This is a genomic window from Qipengyuania sp. B-5 (assembly GCF_056857815.1).
Genome location: NZ_JBSXNU010000054.1, coordinates 191,407 through 210,350, shown reverse-complemented (window position 1 = coordinate 210,350; position 18,944 = coordinate 191,407). Strand labels below are relative to the sequence as shown.

The 18,944-nt window shown below is 59.9% G+C and carries 18 protein-coding genes; 4 read left to right on the top strand and 14 right to left on the bottom strand.

Features of this window, described 5'->3' with window-relative positions:
- Nucleotides 1-18 precede the first annotated feature (18 nt).
- Nucleotides 19-2,634: a DNA mismatch repair protein MutS gene (gene mutS, locus AC13CE_RS14600; RefSeq protein ID WP_482972852.1), complete on the bottom strand. Its 2,616-nt coding sequence runs from the start codon at nucleotides 2,632-2,634 to the stop codon at nucleotides 19-21.
- Nucleotides 2,635-2,749: 115 nt separating this feature from the next.
- Between mutS and AC13CE_RS14595 the strand changes: the two genes are divergently transcribed.
- The 3 genes from AC13CE_RS14595 to AC13CE_RS14585 all read left to right on the top strand — a co-directional run bounded on the left by AC13CE_RS14595 (nucleotide 2,750) and on the right by AC13CE_RS14585 (nucleotide 6,890).
- On the top strand, nucleotides 2,750-5,014 hold the full coding sequence (locus AC13CE_RS14595) for an NADP-dependent malic enzyme (RefSeq protein ID WP_482972851.1): 2,265 nt from the start codon (nucleotides 2,750-2,752) through the stop codon (nucleotides 5,012-5,014).
- 13 nt (nucleotides 5,015-5,027) lie between these two features.
- Nucleotides 5,028-6,170 (top strand): aminotransferase class V-fold PLP-dependent enzyme, encoded by a 1,143-nt coding sequence (locus tag AC13CE_RS14590; RefSeq protein ID WP_482972850.1) that lies wholly within the window; start codon nucleotides 5,028-5,030, stop codon nucleotides 6,168-6,170.
- A gap of 114 nt (nucleotides 6,171-6,284) precedes the next feature.
- Complete coding sequence (locus tag AC13CE_RS14585) at nucleotides 6,285-6,890, top strand: outer membrane protein (protein WP_482972849.1); 606 nt, start codon at nucleotides 6,285-6,287, stop codon at nucleotides 6,888-6,890.
- 13 nt (nucleotides 6,891-6,903) lie between these two features.
- On the opposite strand, the gene AC13CE_RS14580 is transcribed toward AC13CE_RS14585, so the two are convergent.
- The 9 genes from AC13CE_RS14580 to AC13CE_RS14540 all read right to left on the bottom strand — a co-directional run bounded on the left by AC13CE_RS14580 (nucleotide 6,904) and on the right by AC13CE_RS14540 (nucleotide 14,337).
- Nucleotides 6,904-7,554, bottom strand: coding sequence for an SDR family NAD(P)-dependent oxidoreductase (locus AC13CE_RS14580; RefSeq protein ID WP_482972848.1), 651 nt, complete (start codon nucleotides 7,552-7,554; stop codon nucleotides 6,904-6,906).
- An 11-nt stretch (nucleotides 7,555-7,565) separates the two neighbouring features.
- Nucleotides 7,566-8,933 carry an NAD-dependent succinate-semialdehyde dehydrogenase gene (locus AC13CE_RS14575; protein ID WP_482972847.1) on the bottom strand — a complete coding sequence of 456 codons (1,368 nt, stop codon included), beginning with the start codon at nucleotides 8,931-8,933 and terminating at the stop codon, nucleotides 7,566-7,568.
- A gap of 387 nt (nucleotides 8,934-9,320) precedes the next feature.
- Nucleotides 9,321-10,253: a hypothetical protein gene (locus AC13CE_RS14570; protein WP_482972846.1), complete on the bottom strand. Its 933-nt coding sequence runs from the start codon at nucleotides 10,251-10,253 to the stop codon at nucleotides 9,321-9,323.
- Nucleotides 10,244-11,479 (bottom strand): glycosyltransferase family 2 protein, encoded by a 1,236-nt coding sequence (locus AC13CE_RS14565; protein ID WP_482972845.1) that lies wholly within the window; start codon nucleotides 11,477-11,479, stop codon nucleotides 10,244-10,246. The genes AC13CE_RS14570 and AC13CE_RS14565 overlap by 10 nt, the downstream gene beginning before the upstream one ends.
- A gap of 327 nt (nucleotides 11,480-11,806) precedes the next feature.
- Nucleotides 11,807-12,145 carry a hypothetical protein gene (locus tag AC13CE_RS14560; protein WP_482972844.1) on the bottom strand — a complete coding sequence of 113 codons (339 nt, stop codon included), beginning with the start codon at nucleotides 12,143-12,145 and terminating at the stop codon, nucleotides 11,807-11,809.
- Between the two features lie 166 nt (nucleotides 12,146-12,311).
- Nucleotides 12,312-12,545 carry a hypothetical protein gene (locus AC13CE_RS14555; RefSeq protein WP_482972843.1) on the bottom strand — a complete coding sequence of 78 codons (234 nt, stop codon included), beginning with the start codon at nucleotides 12,543-12,545 and terminating at the stop codon, nucleotides 12,312-12,314.
- Nucleotides 12,546-12,655: 110 nt separating this feature from the next.
- On the bottom strand, nucleotides 12,656-12,922 hold the full coding sequence (locus AC13CE_RS14550) for a GlsB/YeaQ/YmgE family stress response membrane protein (RefSeq protein WP_482972842.1): 267 nt from the start codon (nucleotides 12,920-12,922) through the stop codon (nucleotides 12,656-12,658).
- A 55-nt stretch (nucleotides 12,923-12,977) separates the two neighbouring features.
- Entirely contained in the window at nucleotides 12,978-13,691 is a 714-nt protein-coding gene (aqpZ, locus tag AC13CE_RS14545; RefSeq protein ID WP_482972841.1) for an aquaporin Z, read from the bottom strand.
- A 58-nt stretch (nucleotides 13,692-13,749) separates the two neighbouring features.
- Complete coding sequence (locus tag AC13CE_RS14540; RefSeq protein ID WP_482972840.1) at nucleotides 13,750-14,337, bottom strand: DUF937 domain-containing protein; 588 nt, start codon at nucleotides 14,335-14,337, stop codon at nucleotides 13,750-13,752.
- Nucleotides 14,338-14,589: 252 nt separating this feature from the next.
- On the opposite strand from AC13CE_RS14540, the gene AC13CE_RS14535 reads away from it, so the two are divergent.
- On the top strand, nucleotides 14,590-14,790 hold the full coding sequence (locus AC13CE_RS14535; protein WP_482972839.1) for a dodecin family protein: 201 nt from the start codon (nucleotides 14,590-14,592) through the stop codon (nucleotides 14,788-14,790).
- A gap of 183 nt (nucleotides 14,791-14,973) precedes the next feature.
- On the opposite strand, the gene AC13CE_RS14530 is transcribed toward AC13CE_RS14535, so the two are convergent.
- The 4 genes from AC13CE_RS14530 to AC13CE_RS14515 all read right to left on the bottom strand — a co-directional run bounded on the left by AC13CE_RS14530 (nucleotide 14,974) and on the right by AC13CE_RS14515 (nucleotide 18,789).
- Nucleotides 14,974-15,234: a hypothetical protein gene (locus tag AC13CE_RS14530; RefSeq protein ID WP_482972838.1), complete on the bottom strand. Its 261-nt coding sequence runs from the start codon at nucleotides 15,232-15,234 to the stop codon at nucleotides 14,974-14,976.
- A gap of 168 nt (nucleotides 15,235-15,402) precedes the next feature.
- Nucleotides 15,403-15,780, bottom strand: coding sequence for a DUF3597 domain-containing protein (locus AC13CE_RS14525; protein ID WP_482972837.1), 378 nt, complete (start codon nucleotides 15,778-15,780; stop codon nucleotides 15,403-15,405).
- Between the two features lie 736 nt (nucleotides 15,781-16,516).
- Nucleotides 16,517-17,071, bottom strand: coding sequence for a hypothetical protein (locus AC13CE_RS14520; protein WP_482972836.1), 555 nt, complete (start codon nucleotides 17,069-17,071; stop codon nucleotides 16,517-16,519).
- Between the two features lie 524 nt (nucleotides 17,072-17,595).
- Nucleotides 17,596-18,789 carry a mechanosensitive ion channel gene (locus AC13CE_RS14515; protein ID WP_482972835.1) on the bottom strand — a complete coding sequence of 398 codons (1,194 nt, stop codon included), beginning with the start codon at nucleotides 18,787-18,789 and terminating at the stop codon, nucleotides 17,596-17,598.
- Nucleotides 18,790-18,944: the final 155 nt, after the last annotated feature.

Below are 18,944 nucleotides of genomic sequence, written 5' to 3'. Positions count from 1 at the left end.
GATTCTGGCCCTGAATAGTTAAGATCCGCTTTTCTCGGCTTCGGTCTTCAACCGGTAGAGTTCGTCCAGCGCCTCGCGCGGCGAAAGTGAATCCACATCGAGCGCGATGATCGCCTCGCGGAGGGCATCGCCTTTCTCCTCTGCCGTGACCGCGAACAGGGGCAGATCGCCAAGTCCCGCCGCGAGACCGCCCGTTTCCGCACGGCTCTTTTCCAGCTTGTCGAGCACTGCTTTCGCGCGCTTGATCACCGGCGGGGGTATACCTGCCAGTTTCGCGACCGAGAGGCCATAGCTGCGGTCGGCTGCGCCCTTGGCCAATTCATGCAACAGCACCAGATCGCCCTTCCATTCGCGCGCGCGAACGTGGTGGAGGCTGAGCGCGTCGCAGGTTTCGGCCAGCCTCGACAATTCGTGATAATGCGTGGCGAAGAGGCAGCGACATTTCAATTGCTCGTGCACCGCTTCGACCACCGCCCATGCCAGCGCCATGCCGTCGTAGGTGGACGTGCCGCGCCCGACCTCGTCGAGGATCACGAAGCTGCGCTCGGTCGCCTGCGAAAGGATCGCCGCAGTTTCGACCATCTCGACCATGAAGGTCGAGCGTCCGCGCGCAAGATTGTCCGATGCGCCCACCCGGCTGAACAGGCGGTCGGCGAGGCCGATCCTGGCCGAAGTGGCTGGCACGAAACTTCCTGCCTGCGCCAACAGTATGATCAGGGCATTCTGGCGCAGGAATGTCGACTTGCCCCCCATGTTTGGTCCGCCGATCAGCCAGAGCCGGTCGTCGGGGTCGAGGGCACAGTCGTTGGCGACGAAGCGTTCGCGTGCCCTGGCCAGTGCCTGCTCGACGACCGGATGGCGCCCGCCGGTGATTTCCAGGTAGGGTTCGTCGAGAATTTGTGGGCGCGACCAATCGCCTTCCACCGCCCGTTCGGCGAGCCCTGCCGACACGTCGATGCGGGCAAGGGCGGCGGCGGTCGCCGCGATCGCTTCGCGCGCGGCAATGACCTCGCCGACCAGTTCCTCGAAGTGCGCTTCCTCGGCAGCGATCGCATGCGCGCCTGCCTGTGCGATGCGCGTTGCTTCTTCGTGCAGACCGACCGAATTGAAGCGTACTGCCCCAGCCATGGTCTGGCGGTGCGTGAACCCGCTGTCCTGCGCCATCAGCTTGTCGCCATGCCTGGCGGGTACCTCGATGAAGTAGCCGAGCACCTTGTTGTGCTTGATCTTGAGCGAAGGCGTTGCGGTTTCGTCACGATATTTCGCTTCGAGCGCGGCGATGGCCTTGCGCGCATTGCCGGATGTCTCTCTCAGGGCGTCGAGCGCGTGGTCGTAGCCACCGGCGATGAAACCGCCCTGGCTGCGCTCGGTTGGCGGCGAGGGGACAAGTGCGCGAGCGAGGTGATCGACCAGCGCTGCATGGCCGCCGAGCGCCTGGATTATGCGGTTCAGCAGCGGCGGCAGGTCCGCGCTGGCAGACAGCATCTCGCACACGCGCCTCGCCTCGGACAGGCCATCGCGGATCTGGCCGAGGTCGCGGGGGCTGCCGCGGCCCGCAACGAGCCGCCCCAGTGCCCGGCCGATATCGGGTGCCTGTCGCAGGACGCCCCGAAGATCGGCGCGTAGAAGTGGGTCGACATGGAAATGATGCACGCTCGCCAACCGCTCTTCGATCGAGCCGAGATCGGCGAGGGGGGCTGACAGGTCCTCCGCAAGCTGGCGCGCACCTGCGCCGGTTGCACAGCGATCGATGCAGGCGATCAGGCTACCTTCACGCCCGCCATTCTGCGCGGCGAGAATTTCGAGGCTGGTCCGCGTCGCCGCATCCATTGCAAGGTGCGTGCCGCTGCCTCTTGCAACCGGAGGCAGAAGAAAGGGCAGCTTGCCGCGCCCGGCATGGCCGAGATAGGCAATGAGCCCCGCCGCCGCCGCCAGCATCGGCCGGGTGAAATCGCCCAGTCCGTCGAGCGTTGCGATCCCGTGCATATCCTTCAGCCTCGCTTCGCCGTCCTCGCTGCGGAAATCGTGCCGCGGTCGGGCAATGACGTCGGAAGATGCATCGTCCCAATCCTCGGGTCCCACTATCTCGCTCGCCCCGAGCCGCGCCAGTGCCGCATCGAGCCGGTCGGGAGCGCATTCTTCCAGCTCCATCCTTCCGGTCGAAATGTCGCAGGCTGCGATGCCTACCCCGTCGCGCACGGGAGCAACCGCCACCAGCAGGTTTGCGCGCCGGGGCTCGAGCAGCGCTTCCTCGGTCAGCGTCCCAGCCGTCACGAAGCGCACTATGTCGCGCGAAACCAGTGCCTTGGATACCGGCTTGCCTTCGCGTTTGGTTCGCTCCCTGGCTTCGTCCGGCGTTTCGGTCTGCTCGGCAATGGCAACGCGGCAGCCGCCCTTGATCAGCCTGGCGAGATAGCCTTCGGCAGAATGGACCGGCACGCCGCACATGGGTACAGGTTCGCCCTCATGCTCGCCCCGCGTGGTCAGCGCAATGTCGAGCACCTGCGCGGCCACCTTGGCATCCTCGAAGAACAGCTCGAAGAAATCGCCCATCCGATAGAACAGCAGCGCATCGCCCGCCTCGCGTTTGAGTGCGAGGTATTGCTCCATCATCGGGGTGGGTTTGTCGGCCATTCGCCATGCCGTAGCGGTCCGTCCCTCGATTCGGGAAGCGGCGCCGCAAGTGTTTCCCCTATGACTTCTTCGAAAATCTCCTTAGGGGCTTTCCACAAGATAGCAGAGGACACGCATGGCCGAAGAAAAGCAGACCGGTTTCAACACGCGCGAAGCGCTATTTTATCACGAGACAATCCGTCCCGGTAAGATAGAGATCATCGCATCCAAGCCTATGGCGACGCAGCGCGATCTCGCGTTGGCCTATTCGCCGGGCGTCGCGGCCCCGGTCGAGGCGATTGCCGCCGATCCGAAGAATGCGGCGCGCTATACTGCCCGTTCCAACCTCGTTGCGGTGATTTCAAACGGCACCGCCATCCTCGGTCTCGGCAATCTCGGCGCGCTGGCTTCCAAGCCGGTGATGGAAGGCAAGGCGGTGCTGTTCAAGCGCTTCGCCGACGTCGATTCGATCGACCTCGAACTCGACACCGAAGATCCAGAGGCCTTCATCAATGCAGTCGCGCTGATGGAACCCAGCTTTGGCGGCATCAACCTCGAAGATATTGCCGCGCCTGAATGCTTCATCATCGAGCAGGCACTGCGCGAGAAAATGAATATCCCGGTCATGCATGACGACCAGCACGGTACGGCGATCATTTCCGCAGCCGGGCTGATCAACGCCTGCCATCTGACCGGGCGCGATCTCGACAAGGTCAAGATGGTGGTGAACGGAGCAGGCGCTTCGGCGCTGGCATGTACCGCGCTGATCAAGGCGATGGGTGTGCGGCACGAAAACGTCATCGTGTGCGACCGTTCCGGCCCAATCACGCCGGGCCGTGACAATGTCGACCAGTGGAAGAGCGCCCATGCCGTGGCGACCGAGGCGACAAGTTTGGAAGAAGCACTGGTTGGCGCGGACGTATTCCTCGGCCTGTCTGCAGCCGGTGCGCTCAAGCCCGAATGGGTGGCGAGCATGGCGGATGAGCCGATCATTTTTGCCATGGCCAATCCCGTGCCCGAAATCATGCCCGAAGATGCCAAGGCCGTGCGTCCCGACGCGATCATTGCCACGGGACGTTCCGACTATCCCAACCAGGTCAACAACGTGCTCGGTTTCCCCTTCATCTTCCGCGGCGCACTCGATGTGCAGGCAACCGCGATCAATGAAGAAATGAAGATCGCAGCCGCGCGCGCCATTGCCGAACTCGCCCGCGAACGCGTGCCCGAAGAGGTTGCTGCCGCCTATGGCGTGAGCCATCAGTTCGGCCGGGAATACATCATCCCTGCGCCCTTCGATCCGAGGCTCATGGAAGTGGTGTCCTCCGCTGTGGCGCAGGCGGCGATGGACAGCGGCGTGGCGCAGGCCCCGATCGAGGATTTCGATGCCTACCGCCATTCGCTGAAAGCGCGGCTCAATCCGACCACCGGCGCGCTCACCAATATCTACGATCAGGCCAAGGCCAACCCCAAGCGGATGGTCTTTGCCGAAGCGGAAGAGGAAGTCGCCCTGCGTGCCGCGATCCAGTATCGTGACTACGGCTATGGTGAACCGATTCTCGTCGGGCGGACCGACAAGGTACTCGACAAGCTGCGTGAACTTGGCGTGGACGATCCCGAGGACTGGATCATCGAGAACTCGAACCTGTCGGACAAGGTGCCGGCAATGAACGATTATCTCTACAAGCGCCTGCAACGCCGTGGTTATACCCAGCGCGACGTAAGCCGCATGGTCAACCAGGAACGCAACGTCTTCGCCGCGCTGCTGGTGGCTCTCGGTCATGGTGAAGGTATGATAACCGGCCTGACCCGCACCTATGCGCAGACTGCGCGCGAAGTGGCGCGGGTGATCGATCCAAAGCCCGGTGCCACGCCCTTCGGCATTCACATGATGATTGGCAAGAACCAGACCACCTTCCTGGCCGATACCACGATCAACGAACGTCCGAGCGCGTCTGAGCTCGCGCATATCGCCAGGGAAACCGCTGCCGTGGCCCGGCGCATGGGTCATGAACCGCGCGTTGCCTTCATGTCCTATTCGACGTTCGGCAATCCATCCGGTCAGTGGCTGGGCAACCTCCGAGACGCAGTGGCGCTGCTCGATGCCGACGACAGCGTTGATTTCGAGTATGAGGGCGAAATGGCACCGGATGCCGCACTGAACCGCAAGGTGATGGAGCTTTATCCCTTCAATCGCTTGTCGGGCCCGGCCAATGTCCTGATAATGCCCGGCCTGCAATCGGCCAATCTCTCGGCCAAGCTGCTGCGCGAACTGGGCGGCGAGACCATGATCGGCCCGATGATGATCGGGAGCGAAAAGCCGGTCCAGATCGCCCCGATGACCGCCATCGCGCCGGATCTCCTCACGCTGGCCGTGCTTGCCAGCGCGGGCGTGGTCGGCTGAGGGGAGGGCAGGCTTGCCGGGCATCGCGTCGCAGCGCCATCGCTTTGCGATTCCTGAGGATCTTCACTACCTCAACTGTGCCTATATGGCGCCGCTGTCACATGGGGTCAGTGGGGCCATGGTGGAAGGTGCGCGGCTGAAGGAACAGCCGTGGAATTTTCGTCCGGCAGATTTCTTCGCCGTAGTTGAGGCGTTTCGCGAGCGGGCGGGGCGTCTGGTGAAGGTGGATGCCGACCGTATTGCGGTGGTTCCCTCTGTCAGTTACGGCCTTGCGGTTGCTGCAGCCAATATCCCGCTGGAACGCGGCCAAAGCATCGTGACACTCGGCGACCAGTTTCCTTCCAATGTTTACGTCTGGCAGGAGAAGGCTGCGCGCTGCGGCGGTCAGGTGATCGCGGTGCAGCGTCCGTCGCAAAGCTGCTGGAGTGAGGCGGTGCTCGATGCCATCGGACCCCACACGGCGATTGTGGCAGTGGCACATAATCACTGGGCCGACGGGCGACTGGTGGATCTTGTGGCGGTTGGGGAAAAAGCCCGTGCACATGGCGCGGCACTGGTGCTCGACCTAACGCAGTCTCTGGGCGCGATGCCAATCGATTTTGCGGCGGTGCAGCCCGATTTTGCCGTGGCGGCGTGTTATAAATGGCTGATGGGTCCTTACGGGATTGCCATGCTCTACGTCGATCCCAAGCATCACGATGGCGAGCCGATCGAGCACAATTGGATCAACCGCGCGGGCTCGGAAGATTTCGCCCGTCTGGTCGACTACCGCGACGATTTCCAGCCCGGGGCAAGGCGCTTCGACATGGGCGAGAAGTCGAACCCGCCGCTGCTGAAGGGAGCAGGCGCGGCGCTCGATTTCCTGATGGAGTTCGGCGTAGAGGCGATCTCTGCAGAACTCGGTCACCGGACCGAAGAATTTGCTACCGAAGCGCAGGATCTCGGGCTGGTCTCTGCGCCCATCGGGACCCGTGCACCGCATTTCCTCTCGCTCGGCTTTCCGGACGGCGTGCCCGATGGCCTTACCCAGCGTCTGGCGGAACGGCGGGTCCATGTTTCGCTCAGAGGTTCGTCGCTGCGCGTGACACCGCATCTCTACAACATATCCGCCGATACCGACGCGCTGGTCCAGACCTTGCGTGATTGCCTCGTCTGAACGATTTGCCTGCACGACCCGTCGACGAGGTTTGCCCCAGTTCATCCCGCGGCAATCGGCCGCAGCGCTAAGCGCCTTTCACCGTGCATGGGATCGCACAGGAAAGGACAAAAAATGAAGAAATATATCGCTCTCGTCTTCATCGGCGCAGGCTTCGCGGCTACTCCTGCAATGGCGCAGGAGAACGAGGCTCCCGGCGGCTTCTATGTCGGCGCGCTCGGCGGCTATGAAGGCGTCGACGTCGAATCCGCCGACGGTTCGGCGACCGCAACCGCCGACAGTGCGGTCTACGGCATCAACGCCGGTTACGACCTCAGCCTTGGCGGCGCGTTCATTGGCGTCGAAGGCGAGCTTTCGACCAGCGACGGTTCGACCAGCTTCCCCGACAGCTTCGACGGTGCCCGCGAGGGCCTCGAGACCGGCGGGCAGTATTACATCGGCGCGCGTGCTGGTTTTGCTCTGACGCCCGGCATCGCGGCCTATGGCAAGGTTGGCTACACCGCTCTCGACACCAAGGCGTTCACCGAAAGCGGATCGCTTGACGAACTGGACGAGAACGCCAACGGCATCCGCTACGGTGCAGGCCTGCAGGTCCAGCTTCCCGGCCCCCTCGAAGGCCGTCTCGAATATCGCCGTTCGCAATATGACGACCTGGCCGACATCGATCAGGGCGACGCCACAACCGACCAGGTCACGCTTGGCCTGGGCGTGCGCTTCTAAAAGCTAACCCTCGCTAGAAGGGGAGGGTCTTGCCGGTGTAGTCGACGAATGCATAGCCACCGCGAGCATTCTCGACCACATCGGCAAGGCCCTTCGCGCTTTCCTCGACAGTGATTTTGGCGTTCGGGCCGCCCATATCGGTCTGTACCCACCCCGGGTGGAGCGAGAGCACGGTCACTCCGCGCTCCTTCGCCTCCTGCTCGGCAATGCCCTTGGCTAGCATGTTCTGCGCCGTCTTGCTGGTGCGATAGAGATCGTAGCCGCCGGACGAATCCTCGATCGATCCCATCAGCGAACTCATAAAGGACAGCGAGCCGCCCTGCCTGATATGTGGCAGCAGCTTCTTGCCCAGATGCGCCGGGCCGAAGGCGTTGGTCATCATGACCTCGGCGACTTCCTCCGCAGTCGCCTGCTCGCTCGATTGGTGCTTCGCGCCAGTGATGCCCGCATTCACGATAACCGCATCGAACTCGCTTTCGATAGCGTCGAAGGTGGAAGGTTCGGTTACGTCCAGCGTTTCGATCTGGATTCCTTCAATTGCGTGCAATTCTTCGCTCTTCGATCGTTCCGTGCCGGTCACGTTCCAGTCGCGCGCCTTGAATTCCTTGGCGAGGCCGAGGCCGATACCGCGCGATGCGCCGACGATGAGAATATGCTTGCTCATTTGAATTACTCCTACGCCGGGTGGACCAGCGTCTTCAGGTTCATGAATTCGTGGAGACCGAATTCGGCCAGTTCGCGCCCGTGTCCGGAACGCTTGATGCCGCCGAAGGGGGCTTCGATCTTCGATCCGTTCACACCGTTGAAGGTGGTCATGCCCGCCTCGATGGCATTGGCGAAATGCTCCTTCTCCCCTTCGTCGCGGGTCCAGACTGCGGAGCCGAGGCCGAAGGGTATGGCGTTGGCGATGGCCGTCGCCTCGTCGATATCCTTGGCTTTGTAGATTTGGCCCACCGGGCCGAAGATTTCGTCGGTCCCCGTCTCGCTGGCGAGCGGGACATCGGTGAGGAGACCCGCGGTCATCCACGCGCCAGGACGGTCGATCTTCTCGCCGCCGAACAGCAGCGTGCACCCTTCCTCCTTGGCCTTGGCAACCTGCCTAAGCACCGTATCGCGCTGGCCATCGCTCGAAAGCGGGCCGAGGCCGGTATCATCCTCCATCGGATCGCCCAGCTTCACATTTTTTAGCGCCGCGATGAACCTGTCGGAAAAATCGTCATAGATTTCGGCGTGGACGATGGTGCGCTTGCCGCAGATGCAGGACTGGCCATTGTTCTGGATGCGTGCTGTCACCGCGTCCTTCACTGCCTGGTCGAGATCGGCCGAGGGCATAACGATAAATGGGTCGCTGCCGCCGAGTTCGAGAACGACCTTCTTCAGGTATTTGCCCGCCTGCTGCGCCACCGCACTACCTGCACCTTCGCTCCCGGTCAGCGTCGCGGCGACGATGCGGGGGTCCGCGATAATGTCGCCGATCGGATCGGAGGATACGCATAGGTTCTGGAACAGCCCTTCGGGCCCACCGGCTTCGAGGACCAGCTCCTCCATCCGCTGCGCCACGCCCTGCACGATGCTGGCGTGTTTCAGCACGCTGACATTGCCTGCCAGTATCGTCGGCGCAAGGAAGCGGATGACCTGCCAGTAGGGGAAGTTCCACGGCATGACCGCCAGTACCGGACCTTGCGGCAACCACCGGCCCTCCGCGCGCCCGCCATCGGATAGGTCCCAGAATTTCGAATCGAGCATGGGCGGCCCGTGCTCGGCGTAATAATGCAGCAGGCTCGCGCATTTCGCGATCTCGCTGCGCGCCTGTGTGATCGGCTTGCCCATCTCGGTCACGGCCAGACGAGCCAGATCTTCCTTGTTCGCCTCGTAAAGATCGCCGAGCGCGGAGAGCACCTTCGTGCGCGCGTCAAGCGAGGTGCCGCGCCATTCCCGATAGGCGCGCGTCGCCGTCTCGAGCTTCGCGTCGATCCCGTTTTCGTCGAGCGTTTCGTAAGTGGCGATAGTCTCGCCGGTTGCGGGGTTTGTGGTGGTGATCACGGGAAGGCTCCGGACTGGGGTTCACCCCATCAATCGCCGCAACCCGGTCCCGTTCCGAAACCTATTTGCGCCGGAACCGGAAATACCAGACTTTAGCACCGAAAATCAGTAACATAATGATTTACCGTAATTTATTAGAGGATTTTCCATGAATTGTTGCGAGTTAGCAATCACCCGGTAATCACGGCACTGTTATATGATTGGCTTAGGACGCACCGAGCCGTGAGCATTCTTAAAATCAGAAGGTCCGCTTCGGATGTGAGTGGCGGGATTTCAACTGCTCCAAAGTGGACCGTGTGCTTCTCCGGCGGATCCACTACATCTGAACGTCGAAATTGATGTGGAACGCGGGGTGCCGTCCCGCTTGTGCTAATTCCTCAGTCGGCTTCAAAACCTTCGCATAACGCCGATGCGGGACTGGAAATAACTATAGTTGCCCCCGGAAACAGCGCCTTCTCCCGGTTGGCTTGTGTAAGTAAGATCAGCGTGCACCTGCCAGTTGGCAGCACCTTGAGGACTGCGGACGCGAAGGTTCAGAAAGTCAGACCGCCGCCAGTCGGAATTAGCATCGCGCTGCGCGCCTACGCCAAGGGCTCCCACTAGCTCCCACCGTTTTACAAAGCGGCGTATCTGGAAGACGGGTAGCGCCTGAACGTAGAAGCGGGGGGAATAATAGTCGAACTCGTTCGGTTCACTCGAATGGAAATAGCGGGTGCGCAGCTGGGCGCTGAGACCAAGTTGTGCATCGACCACATGAACGTAGTTGGCTCTCGCATGGAGCCGAACGTTTTCACCTGTAAATTCCTGAACACCTCCAAGCACGGTAAAGACATTCTGGTCGCCGAGCGGAATATCAAGTGCAGCACCTGCGAACGTGGAATAAATTCCCTCGTCAAGTCCACGAGGCGTCGCGACGATATCCCGCTCGATAAATGCCTCTTTTCGCCAGCGTGCATCATCGTAAACCGATGCCGATCCGATGATCGTATCACCGTCGGTCCCAACTAGGGCGGACCAAGTCCAATTTCCCGAGACATCAGCAGCGCGCAGAAACACCCGCTCTCGTTCACGGGTTCCGCTGCCGGAAGGATCGTACCAAGCCTTTTCCAGCCTGACCCCGTAGCGACTGTTCTGTCCACGGTTCGCCAAATCAAAGTCGATCGCAGTACGAACAATCTCGGTATCATCGCTATCCGAGGAGTAAAATGCCTCCGCCCCGGCAGCCGGAGTCGGTTCAAGCTCTTGGGCGCTTACGAGCGCGGGGGTTGCTGCGAGCGCGGTAAGTGCGACTGCTCCGCGAATTGCGAGCTTCAGTTCCATTGTTTCTTGCCTCCGAAGAGTTCAGCGAAATAGCCCCACACCGACACCGGTTGCATCAGCATGGGATAGATGAACGCGTAGAGGCCGAACCCGAGAAAGCTCTTCTTCATCTTCACGCCCATTCGCTTCAGCATGCGCGACTGGATGCGGTAGATGACGAGGTTCCACATCGCCGCCAACGGCAGAACCAAAAGCGTAATGGGCCCGGCCAGCCAGAAGATTCCTAGTAGCGCAAGAACCAGGCCAGGGAGGAAGGCGAAGGTGAACGCCAGGTCAATGCTGACGAACAGCAGGTTCCACCAGATGAACATGGTGCGCAGCTTACGCATCGAGAGCAGCGATTTGTGTATCGCCAAGGCTTCGATCATCCCGCGAGCCCAACGCTTGCGCTGCTTTGCAAGCTCTCCAAAGGTTTCTGGCGCGTGGGTCCAGGCGACCGCATCTTCTGCATGACGAACCACAAGACCGCGACGCAGGAGCGACCATGTAAGGACAATGTCTTCACCAACCGTGTCCGGCCACCCGCCCACATCGGTGAGAGCCTGCTTGCGATAGATCGAGAAGGCGCCCTGCGCGACAAGCGTACCGTAATACATCCCCTGCATCCGTTTCACCGCGGAAATGCCATGAAAATAATCCCACTGCTGGGCCCGCGTAATCCAGCTCTCGTCGTGATTGGAGACCAGGACCGCGCCCGCGATAGCAACCGTTTCCGGCGGACTGGCGACGAGATGTTCGACGAGGCTGACGATGCACTCCGGCTCGAGCTGGGTATCGGCATCGATCGTGATGATGAGTTCATGACTGGCCAGTTCGAGACCATGATTGAGCACGCGCGCTTTCCCGCGGTTCTGTTCTTCACGCACAAGCCTGAGTTCCATACTCGGCAAATCAGTGAAGAGGCTCTCGCACTCTCGAACTCGGTCAGCGGTTGCGTCCGTCGAGCCGTCATCCATTACCAGGATTTCGAGCTCGCCGGGATATTTCAGTCCAGAGATGCTGCGTAGTGTTTCGCCGATCAGTTCCTCTTCCTGATAGGCAGCGACCAGGATCGTAATTGCGGGCCAATGCTCAGGGGTTTCGCGTCGGGATTGCGGTCTCAGAACCAGGCTTATGAGAAGAAACGCGTTCATGAAGCCGGGCACGTAGGCGATGAAGGTCAACACGACGAGCGCGACCAGCGGATGACTGAGACTTCCAAGGTCATTGAGCCATGGGAGGGACATCCATATGCTGAGGAGGACCCAGGCAATGCCGAAAGTTAGCGCAGCGAAGTAGCGCCAGCGAACATTCCGTTGGTGCTTGCGCCAGAAGTCAGGTCCCTGCGAGGAAGTGGCGTTGAAATTCTCCATATAAGTCCGCTGATGTGAACCCTGTTAGGTGCAGCCCTGGCGTTCCTACACCGTCAAGCTACCGAACATGTGCCAGGAGGCGACCGTCCGAATTTCCAGATAGTTAAATGACCGGTAACCCTGCCCTGAAACATAATCTCAAGCCGGCAATGCGACCCCTGTGCATCTCGACGCAGGAGTATCGCCTTGCAGGATGCAATTTTAGAGAGACTGGTCGACGGGCTGCTTGTCATCGGCATCCTTGCCGGCAAGGTTGCTCTCGCCTTCGCTGGCTTCTAACTCCACTGACGCTGCCGACGTCGCAAGGGAACGCCCTCCGTCGTCAATGAATTCCATTACCGCCTTGAGATCTGGAGGACTGGCAATCTGCTCGGCGCCTTCGGCTTGCTCGAGAACCGACCAGGCGCCCCACACAAAGGATAAAGCTCCGACGGCGGCTATGGCCGCGAGTCCAAAAACAGTGAAAGGGCGGGAATTCTCGTATTGGTACGCGAAATCGCCCGCGTATTCCGGGATCTCATTAGACTGAAGCTTTGGCATTCGTAATCCTTTGCAGCCCCAAAAAGAAGATGTTCTTCTTTCGAAATTTAGTTGGGAAATAGCATCCCGCAGCGCTGGCTCACACGCGCGAGCGACTAGTGGCCCGACCTGAAATACAGCTAGAGTTCCCGCAGTTTCGCAATACAACATGCACTCAGGACAGTCGTTAAGACGACGAACTGCGAAAGTTCTTTCGAATGACCTTTTTTTGCTCGCCGCAAAGTATGCAAATTCCAAACTGCCTTTCGAATCCCGCTGTTCCGGTGAGTTCGCGGGTCTTGTGATTGGCATGTTGCCTGAGCGACAATCCCAGGCGCTCGGTGATGCAGTCATCGCATAGGGCATCTGGCTGTAAGCGATCTATGAGCGCCTGCACCTGGTCGAGAACCGTCTTTGCCATCAATTCATTCCATCTGCACTGGATGGGTGCGCGTCACTGCCCCTTCCCGGAAAAGGATGAGGCGTCCTACGCCGCCTCATCCTACGCCGCCTCATCCTACGCACCGAACCTCAGCGAATGCGCCGTCGCTGCGCCAAATTGACGACAGCGAGGAGGAGTGAGGCACCGACAAAGGCGATGATCAACCCGGACAGTGAAAACTCCTGCACACTTCCACTGATACCGAGAAGCGGCCCGGCTATGGCATTGCCGATCAGCGAGCCGACAATACCGACAATGATATTCCAGAAGATGCCCATCGAGGCATCTCGGTTCATTACCAGGCTGGCCAGCCAGCCGGCCACCCCGCCTACGATCAGTGCAATGATCCAACCCATTCTGTTTTCCTTCTCAAATGTGGATTATCAGCTGCGTCACGCTGATAATAACCAGCTAGTCGTTGCCGATGTTTTCAGGCTTTTCGCCAGGCGAAAGTACGATCCGCCAGACCAGGGCGCCAATTACTGCGCCCGCAAGGGGGGCGATCCAGAACAGCCACAATTGTCCCAGGGCCGCGGTCTCGGCAAAGATCGCGACGCCCGTGGATCGGGCCGGATTAACCGACGTGTTGGTGACGGGGATCGAGACCAGGTGGATAAGCGTGAGCGCCAGGCCGATCGCGATCGGCGCAAACCCCGACGGGGCGGCCTTCGCCGTCGCGCCGAGAATGACGATCAGGAAGCCCGCGGTCAGAATAATCTCAATCAACAGTGCTGCCTGCATCGAGTAGCCGCCGGGAGACAAGTCGCCGAATCCATTCGACGCAAAACCGCCTGCACTCCAGTCAGCCTTGCCTGAGGCGATCGCGTAGAGTGCGGCACCAGCCACAATTGCCCCACCCACCTGAGCAATCCAGTATGGTATGAGTTCTTTCCAGCTGAAACGATTGGCCAACGCGAGCCCCAGCGAAACCGCAGGATTGAAGTGACCGCCGGAGATGCCGCCCACCGCGTAGGCCATTGTCAGGACGGTAAGCCCGAAAGCGAGCGAGACGCCGGCAAACCCGATGCCCAGGTCCGGGAAAGCTGCTGCCAGTACAGCCGCACCGCAGCCGCCAAAGACGAGCCAGAACGTGCCGATAAACTCGGCCGCCAATTTGCGCATCATGATATACACCCCGCTTCGCTTCTGATTAAAACTCGATTTTGTACCCGTGGCGACCGTGTCACCGCCCGAGACGCCCCGCCATTTCCAGAATATCGTCGAGCGGATTGCCGTCGCCATCCTGATCGATCAGCGCGCCTAGTCCGCCGCCCTGCGTCCTTCCGGACTGGCCGCCCCCTAGCGCACCGCCCAGAACCTGGCCCAGCATTCCGCCGAGCCCGCCGCTCTGCGCGGTCGTGCCACCCGCCTTCTGATTGGCAAGATAGCCGGTTACTGCCATGGCTAGGAGCGGCAACATCTTTTTGAGAAGGGCCGGATCGAGACCGGTCGATCGCGAGGCCTGACCTGCCACCGTCCGGCTGACTTCCTTCGAGCCGAAAATCTGACCGAGGATTTCATTGCCCGGGGCTGCCGGTGTCGGGGCGCTGTTTGTAACTGTTTCGAGCAGACTGCCTCCCTTCGAACCGCCAAGAGCGTCGACCAGCCCCCCAAGGCCGCCCGACGACGGCTGCGCCTGCTTCTTGAAGCCGCCGAGGATGGCCGGGAGCAGTACCTCTGCCCCGGTGCGCGCGGTTGCGGAATCAATTCCGAGCTCTCGCGAAATAGAATCGAGCGCGCCAGTCTGCATCATGATATCTGTAATATTCACTGCAACCTCCAGTAAAAAATGAAATGATAAAAAATGAGCTCACGACGAAGTAATCGCCATAGTATAAATAATCGTGTAAATACATTTCTGCTATGTCAGAGAACCTAATCCATTGCCGCAACCTTTTAGTAGAGGTTTTGGAATTCGAATTTGGCAAAGGGGGTTGTAATTGTCCTCGCGGATTGGGTAAAGCCGATTACTTCGCGTGAATGCACGGTGCTTCGGCGAAGTGGAAACTGAAGGAGAAGCAAGATGGCTATCGCCAAGGTAATCGAAGTGATTTCAAGTTCGACGACCGGCTTTGAAGACGCCGTGGCCAGCGGCATTGCCAAGGCCTCGGAGACCGTCAGCAATATCGAGGGTGCCTGGGTCAAGGATACAAAGGCCACCGTCAAGGATGGCAAGATCAGTGAATGGCGGGTAATCCTGTCGATTACATTCATAGTCAAATGACCTGCGCCGGCCCCTGTCTCCGCTGACCGATGAAGACAATGGGGCGGGTTCCCGGCAGGCATGCCCGTCTTCCTGGTCTTGGTCATATCATCCATGCGCTCTTTCGCGTGTTGAACATGAAAGGATCAGGCTCTCTGCGAAAATTCGCAGAGAGCCTGAGGAGTGGGTTTTCAACCCGCAGGCTCACATGGGCGTAGCCACAGTGCCTTGACCGGGTGCAGTGTAGACCTTGTAGGTCTCCCCACTCGAGCAACTGGCCGTGATCGTGCCGTCGTCTTCTCGACCGGCTTCGGAAACCTCGGTACAGGCGTGGCCGCCTGCTGCGATGGATTCCCTGGCAATACGGGAGGGGAGCCCTTCTGGAGCTGGCTCCATCGCGACCGGTGCGACCGGAGCAGACATCGTAGGCGCACCAGAGGCATCTGCAGCTTCGGTCGCCGTCACACCATTTTCTTCGGGCTCTGAATTGCACGCGGCAAGGGTCCCGCAAACAGCTATCAAGCAGAATGTATTGAATTTCATGTCGTTGCCTCTCGATTATCTAAGAGATAATTTCATGCGAGATCGAGCGCCAAAACCTTGCGGTCTGTCTCCCGCATTTTTCTCCGAATACTAGTCCAGAAGTTCAGCCGGGACCTTACCGCCATTGGCGGCCAGTTCGCGCATGGTGGCTTTGTGAAGCCAGATGTTCATTTCGGCGCTACCGTTCAATTCGCCGCCATAGCCAAGTTCCTGCGCGAGTTCCTTGCGATTGCTCAGGCTCGAATCGATTCCGAGCAACTTCATGAGATCAACGATCGACGACCGCCAATTGAGGTCTTTGCCCTCTGCCATGGCGGAAAGGTTCTGCTCGACATCGACCTCGGTCACTTCGACCGGTGCGGTCGGTGGAACTGTGGAGGATGTCGGGCTTGCTGCGGCTCCAGCCGGCGGCGTAGCCGCATGCGCCTTGCCAAAAATCGTATCCTTGATTTTGCCGAATATACTCATTCCAGAATCTCCTAGTGGGTGGGGGTGGTGTTGGCGCCATTAGCGCCGCAAGACAAGTCACCCACCGAGAAGAAGGAAGTCTATCTTCGAAAGTTTACAAGTTTTTACATCATGATGTCTATGGACAGCGTACATCAGTTGGTAATGAAGCTATCGAACAGTTCGATTCATATTTCGATTTCAAATTGGGCCGTTCGCTAAACACAAGGCATTACAATTAGATGAGTGGGTCGCAGAGTGGTCGCACTCCCGTCGAACGGGGGTGTGTCAAGCAGGAACGGTACGGGCTGACGGCGCTTCTCGAACGGTATGGGAATCCCGCAGCCGTAACGGGCCTGACGGGTCGCAAGGCAGCGCCAAGACTGCCTGATAATGATCGGCAAAGGCGCTAAGCCTCGCCGCCTCTCGTCCTCGTACCTGGCCCCCCAGGTGCGAGGACGAGTTATTTTGCTTCGGCGCCAGACCGCAGGAATTTGCTTGCCCTAATCGGGAGCGGGGTGGAGACGCGCCGCGCACGGACGCCCGGGCCGATGGCTTCTTTCAAGATGCCGCCGCTCCGTTCACGCCGGGCCCGGTGGAGTGAGCATCCGAAACTGGATACAGTCTAAGGTGGATCGTGAAATAGGAGCTGTGAGGCGTACTGCTCCCAACAAATGTCGACGCCGGGCCCACGCCAACAGGATTGTCGAGGCTGCCCGAACTAGCCGAGGCTATGCTTCAAGATGTGGAATTCCAGTTAATTGACATACGAGAACTGTAATGAGCCCTCCCATTCAGTTCGCTCGCTCATGGCAAGGAGCGAGTTGAACAGCCGGTCCAACATAGCCGGTCGAGGGGTATTCCGCTCAACTGCGGTCGATTGTCCCATTTTCCGTGCACGTTTCGCCGGTCCTGCCCTTCGCCCGCTATTCCAATGCAGTTCGCGCGCAACCTGTCGCGCGATCAATACTGCGATGGCGCGCATCATGTCCTGTAGCAATTGCTGATCAAGACCGCTTCTGCGGGCCGCAATTGCCGAAGCTGTTGTGCAAATCACATTCGGCCCGAGCACGAGAGTGAGAAGCATTCGGCCCCTGCGCACCGCAGTCATTGCATCGAGCGTCTCGCCTCTCATGATGCTGGTGCCACAGGTCCTCGCCAGCATGCCCACGAATTTTCGCGCAGCAACAGCTTCCGGTTCCACCTTGAGCGCGTTTTGCATGCCACGCACAACGATTGGAAGGATGTAGACCATTCCGGCTTGCGCACGGCGCCGGTCGATCTCAAACAATCGCATCAATTCGTCGCGCATTTCGCTGTATGGTGGACATCGATGCGTTTCCGGGGACGCAGTCCTATCTATCGCTGCCTTCACCCTGGCGGGACTGAAGAAGCCCGACTTCCAGACCAATCGGCCAAGGATGCTTTCCGAGTTATGACTGGCAATCCACATGGCGGGTTCAGGCTGCCCGGGGCAACACGGTGAAGCGCCGGGCTGTGCCGCGATCGGTTCCGTGGGAGATCGGCAAGGCAGCATCGCAAAAAGCGCATTCCGCCATCGTCCTTCCGACGATCCATTGCCGTTGACCGCAGCAGGGGCAAATGTTCACCAGTCCGGTCTGGTAGAGAGGAGCGAAATTCGCCAGTATTGCAGGTAGGCCGTTTCGTCTGGACGCCGTGTGCTGGATTTTCATGGTAGTGGTCCTTTCTATCCGGTCATCTGGAACAAGAAGTGGCCCATCCGTGCGCACCGAAGTCTTGATGCCGACCGATGAGTGCGGAACATTTCGGAGCCGGGATAAGCGAGAGGGAGCGCCCCACCCGGCTCCGGCGCCCTCAGGGTGCCTGTTCGTCCGACTGTCCCGATGAGGTCCAGCGTTCGAGCAACTTGTGTGCAGTTTCGCGTCCACCCAGGCCAAAGGCTACGGCGCAGGCAACCGCAGCCGAGCCGAGGATGAGGCCGAAGGCGAGATTCACGATCTCGTTCGCCAATCCCATGAACCTCAGGCCCATGGCCGTCGCGAGCGCGATAATGGCATAGTGGATGATGGCAGGGGCAAATCCACCGTCACCGGACGTGTCGGCGATCTTCCGGAGGAAGCGGGCAAGCAGCATGCCGACGACGATGATCAAACTGCCAAAGAGGACGTGTCCGCCCAGCGCCATCAGTTCGCCCAGCATACCTTCGAGCGAGGGAATTTCGAGTACATCCACTGCCGCGATAGCTGCGGCAAGCAAGATCGCGATGTAGGCGATCTTGCCGACAACCTTGCTGGCAAGCACCCCGCGCGGCAGGAGGCCCGAGCTTTCCATCGCCGAATCGAGACCCATTGCATCGAGCAGGCGTTCGGCCCAGTTCCCGACCTGCCGGGCAATCAGGTAGCCGATGATCAGGATCAACGCCGCTGCAACCAGCTTGGGCAGGAACAGCGCGACGCTTTGAAGGATTGCAACCAGCGGCTCGGAGAGCGATTTCAGTCCAAGGGTCTCGAGGGCGGCCGTTGCGACCGGGATGATGATCAGGACAAAGGCTGCCAGCCCGCAGCCTTTGGCTATGCTGACACCGCTCAACGAGGTTTCGCCGGGCTGCAGCCGGGCGAACAAACCATCCAGGTTGATCGCAGAAAGTGCCGCCTCGATCACCCTTCTGGCAATCGTTGCGAGCAGGAAGCCAAAGCCAAGGATCAGTCCTGCACCCAGGAGATTGGGAACGAAGGCGAAGACATTCGAAGTGAGGTTGTTGATCGGAGCGACGACCTGGTCGAGCCCGAGAGGAGCGAGGGCTGCGACCAGGCCGACGAGCCACACCAGCCAATATGCCAGTGAGCTTACCTGGTAACCAATGCTTTCACCGGTTTCGCTCCGGTGATTGCTGAATATCGGGATTCGATCGATGATGCGCGCCAATGCCCATTGCACGGCCTTGGCGATGAAATGCGTGACAATGACAATCAGCACGGCGGCGCCGATCTTCAGTCCCCAGGTCTGAATCAGACCCCAGTCGATTTTGTAATTCCATGCATTCAGCATAGCAAACTCCTTACTCGTGTGAGACCGGGATGAGACCCGGTCGGGCGAACTGCGAAGTCGACATGCATGAAACATGCACGCACCAGGTCACAAAGTGCCGATTATTCCGCGTCCCGCCGCCAATACTCTGGCAATACAGGCGAAGCTTCCACCCG

What these genes read in the sequence shown, in the direction of transcription:
- AC13CE_RS14535 (WP_482972839.1), top strand. Translation starts at nt 14,590, where the DNA reads ATGGCTATCGCCAAGGTAATCGAAGTGATTTCAAGTTCGACGACCGGC.
- AC13CE_RS14585 (WP_482972849.1), top strand. Translation starts at nt 6,285, where the DNA reads ATGAAGAAATATATCGCTCTCGTCTTCATCGGCGCAGGCTTCGCGGCT.
- AC13CE_RS14595 (WP_482972851.1), top strand. Translation starts at nt 2,750, where the DNA reads ATGGCCGAAGAAAAGCAGACCGGTTTCAACACGCGCGAAGCGCTATTT.
- AC13CE_RS14515 (WP_482972835.1), bottom strand. Translation starts at nt 18,789, where the DNA reads ATGCTGAATGCATGGAATTACAAAATCGACTGGGGTCTGATTCAGACC.
- AC13CE_RS14525 (WP_482972837.1), bottom strand. Translation starts at nt 15,780, where the DNA reads ATGAGTATATTCGGCAAAATCAAGGATACGATTTTTGGCAAGGCGCAT.
- AC13CE_RS14550 (WP_482972842.1), bottom strand. Translation starts at nt 12,922, where the DNA reads ATGGGTTGGATCATTGCACTGATCGTAGGCGGGGTGGCCGGCTGGCTG.
- AC13CE_RS14565 (WP_482972845.1), bottom strand. Translation starts at nt 11,479, where the DNA reads ATGTCCCTCCCATGGCTCAATGACCTTGGAAGTCTCAGTCATCCGCTG.
- AC13CE_RS14570 (WP_482972846.1), bottom strand. Translation starts at nt 10,253, where the DNA reads ATGGAACTGAAGCTCGCAATTCGCGGAGCAGTCGCACTTACCGCGCTC.
- AC13CE_RS14520 (WP_482972836.1), bottom strand. Translation starts at nt 17,071, where the DNA reads ATGCGCGACGAATTGATGCGATTGTTTGAGATCGACCGGCGCCGTGCG.
- AC13CE_RS14555 (WP_482972843.1), bottom strand. Translation starts at nt 12,545, where the DNA reads ATGGCAAAGACGGTTCTCGACCAGGTGCAGGCGCTCATAGATCGCTTA.
- AC13CE_RS14580 (WP_482972848.1), bottom strand. Translation starts at nt 7,554, where the DNA reads ATGAGCAAGCATATTCTCATCGTCGGCGCATCGCGCGGTATCGGCCTC.
- aqpZ (WP_482972841.1), bottom strand. Translation starts at nt 13,691, where the DNA reads ATGATGCGCAAATTGGCGGCCGAGTTTATCGGCACGTTCTGGCTCGTC.
- AC13CE_RS14560 (WP_482972844.1), bottom strand. Translation starts at nt 12,145, where the DNA reads ATGCCAAAGCTTCAGTCTAATGAGATCCCGGAATACGCGGGCGATTTC.
- mutS (WP_482972852.1), bottom strand. Translation starts at nt 2,634, where the DNA reads ATGGCCGACAAACCCACCCCGATGATGGAGCAATACCTCGCACTCAAA.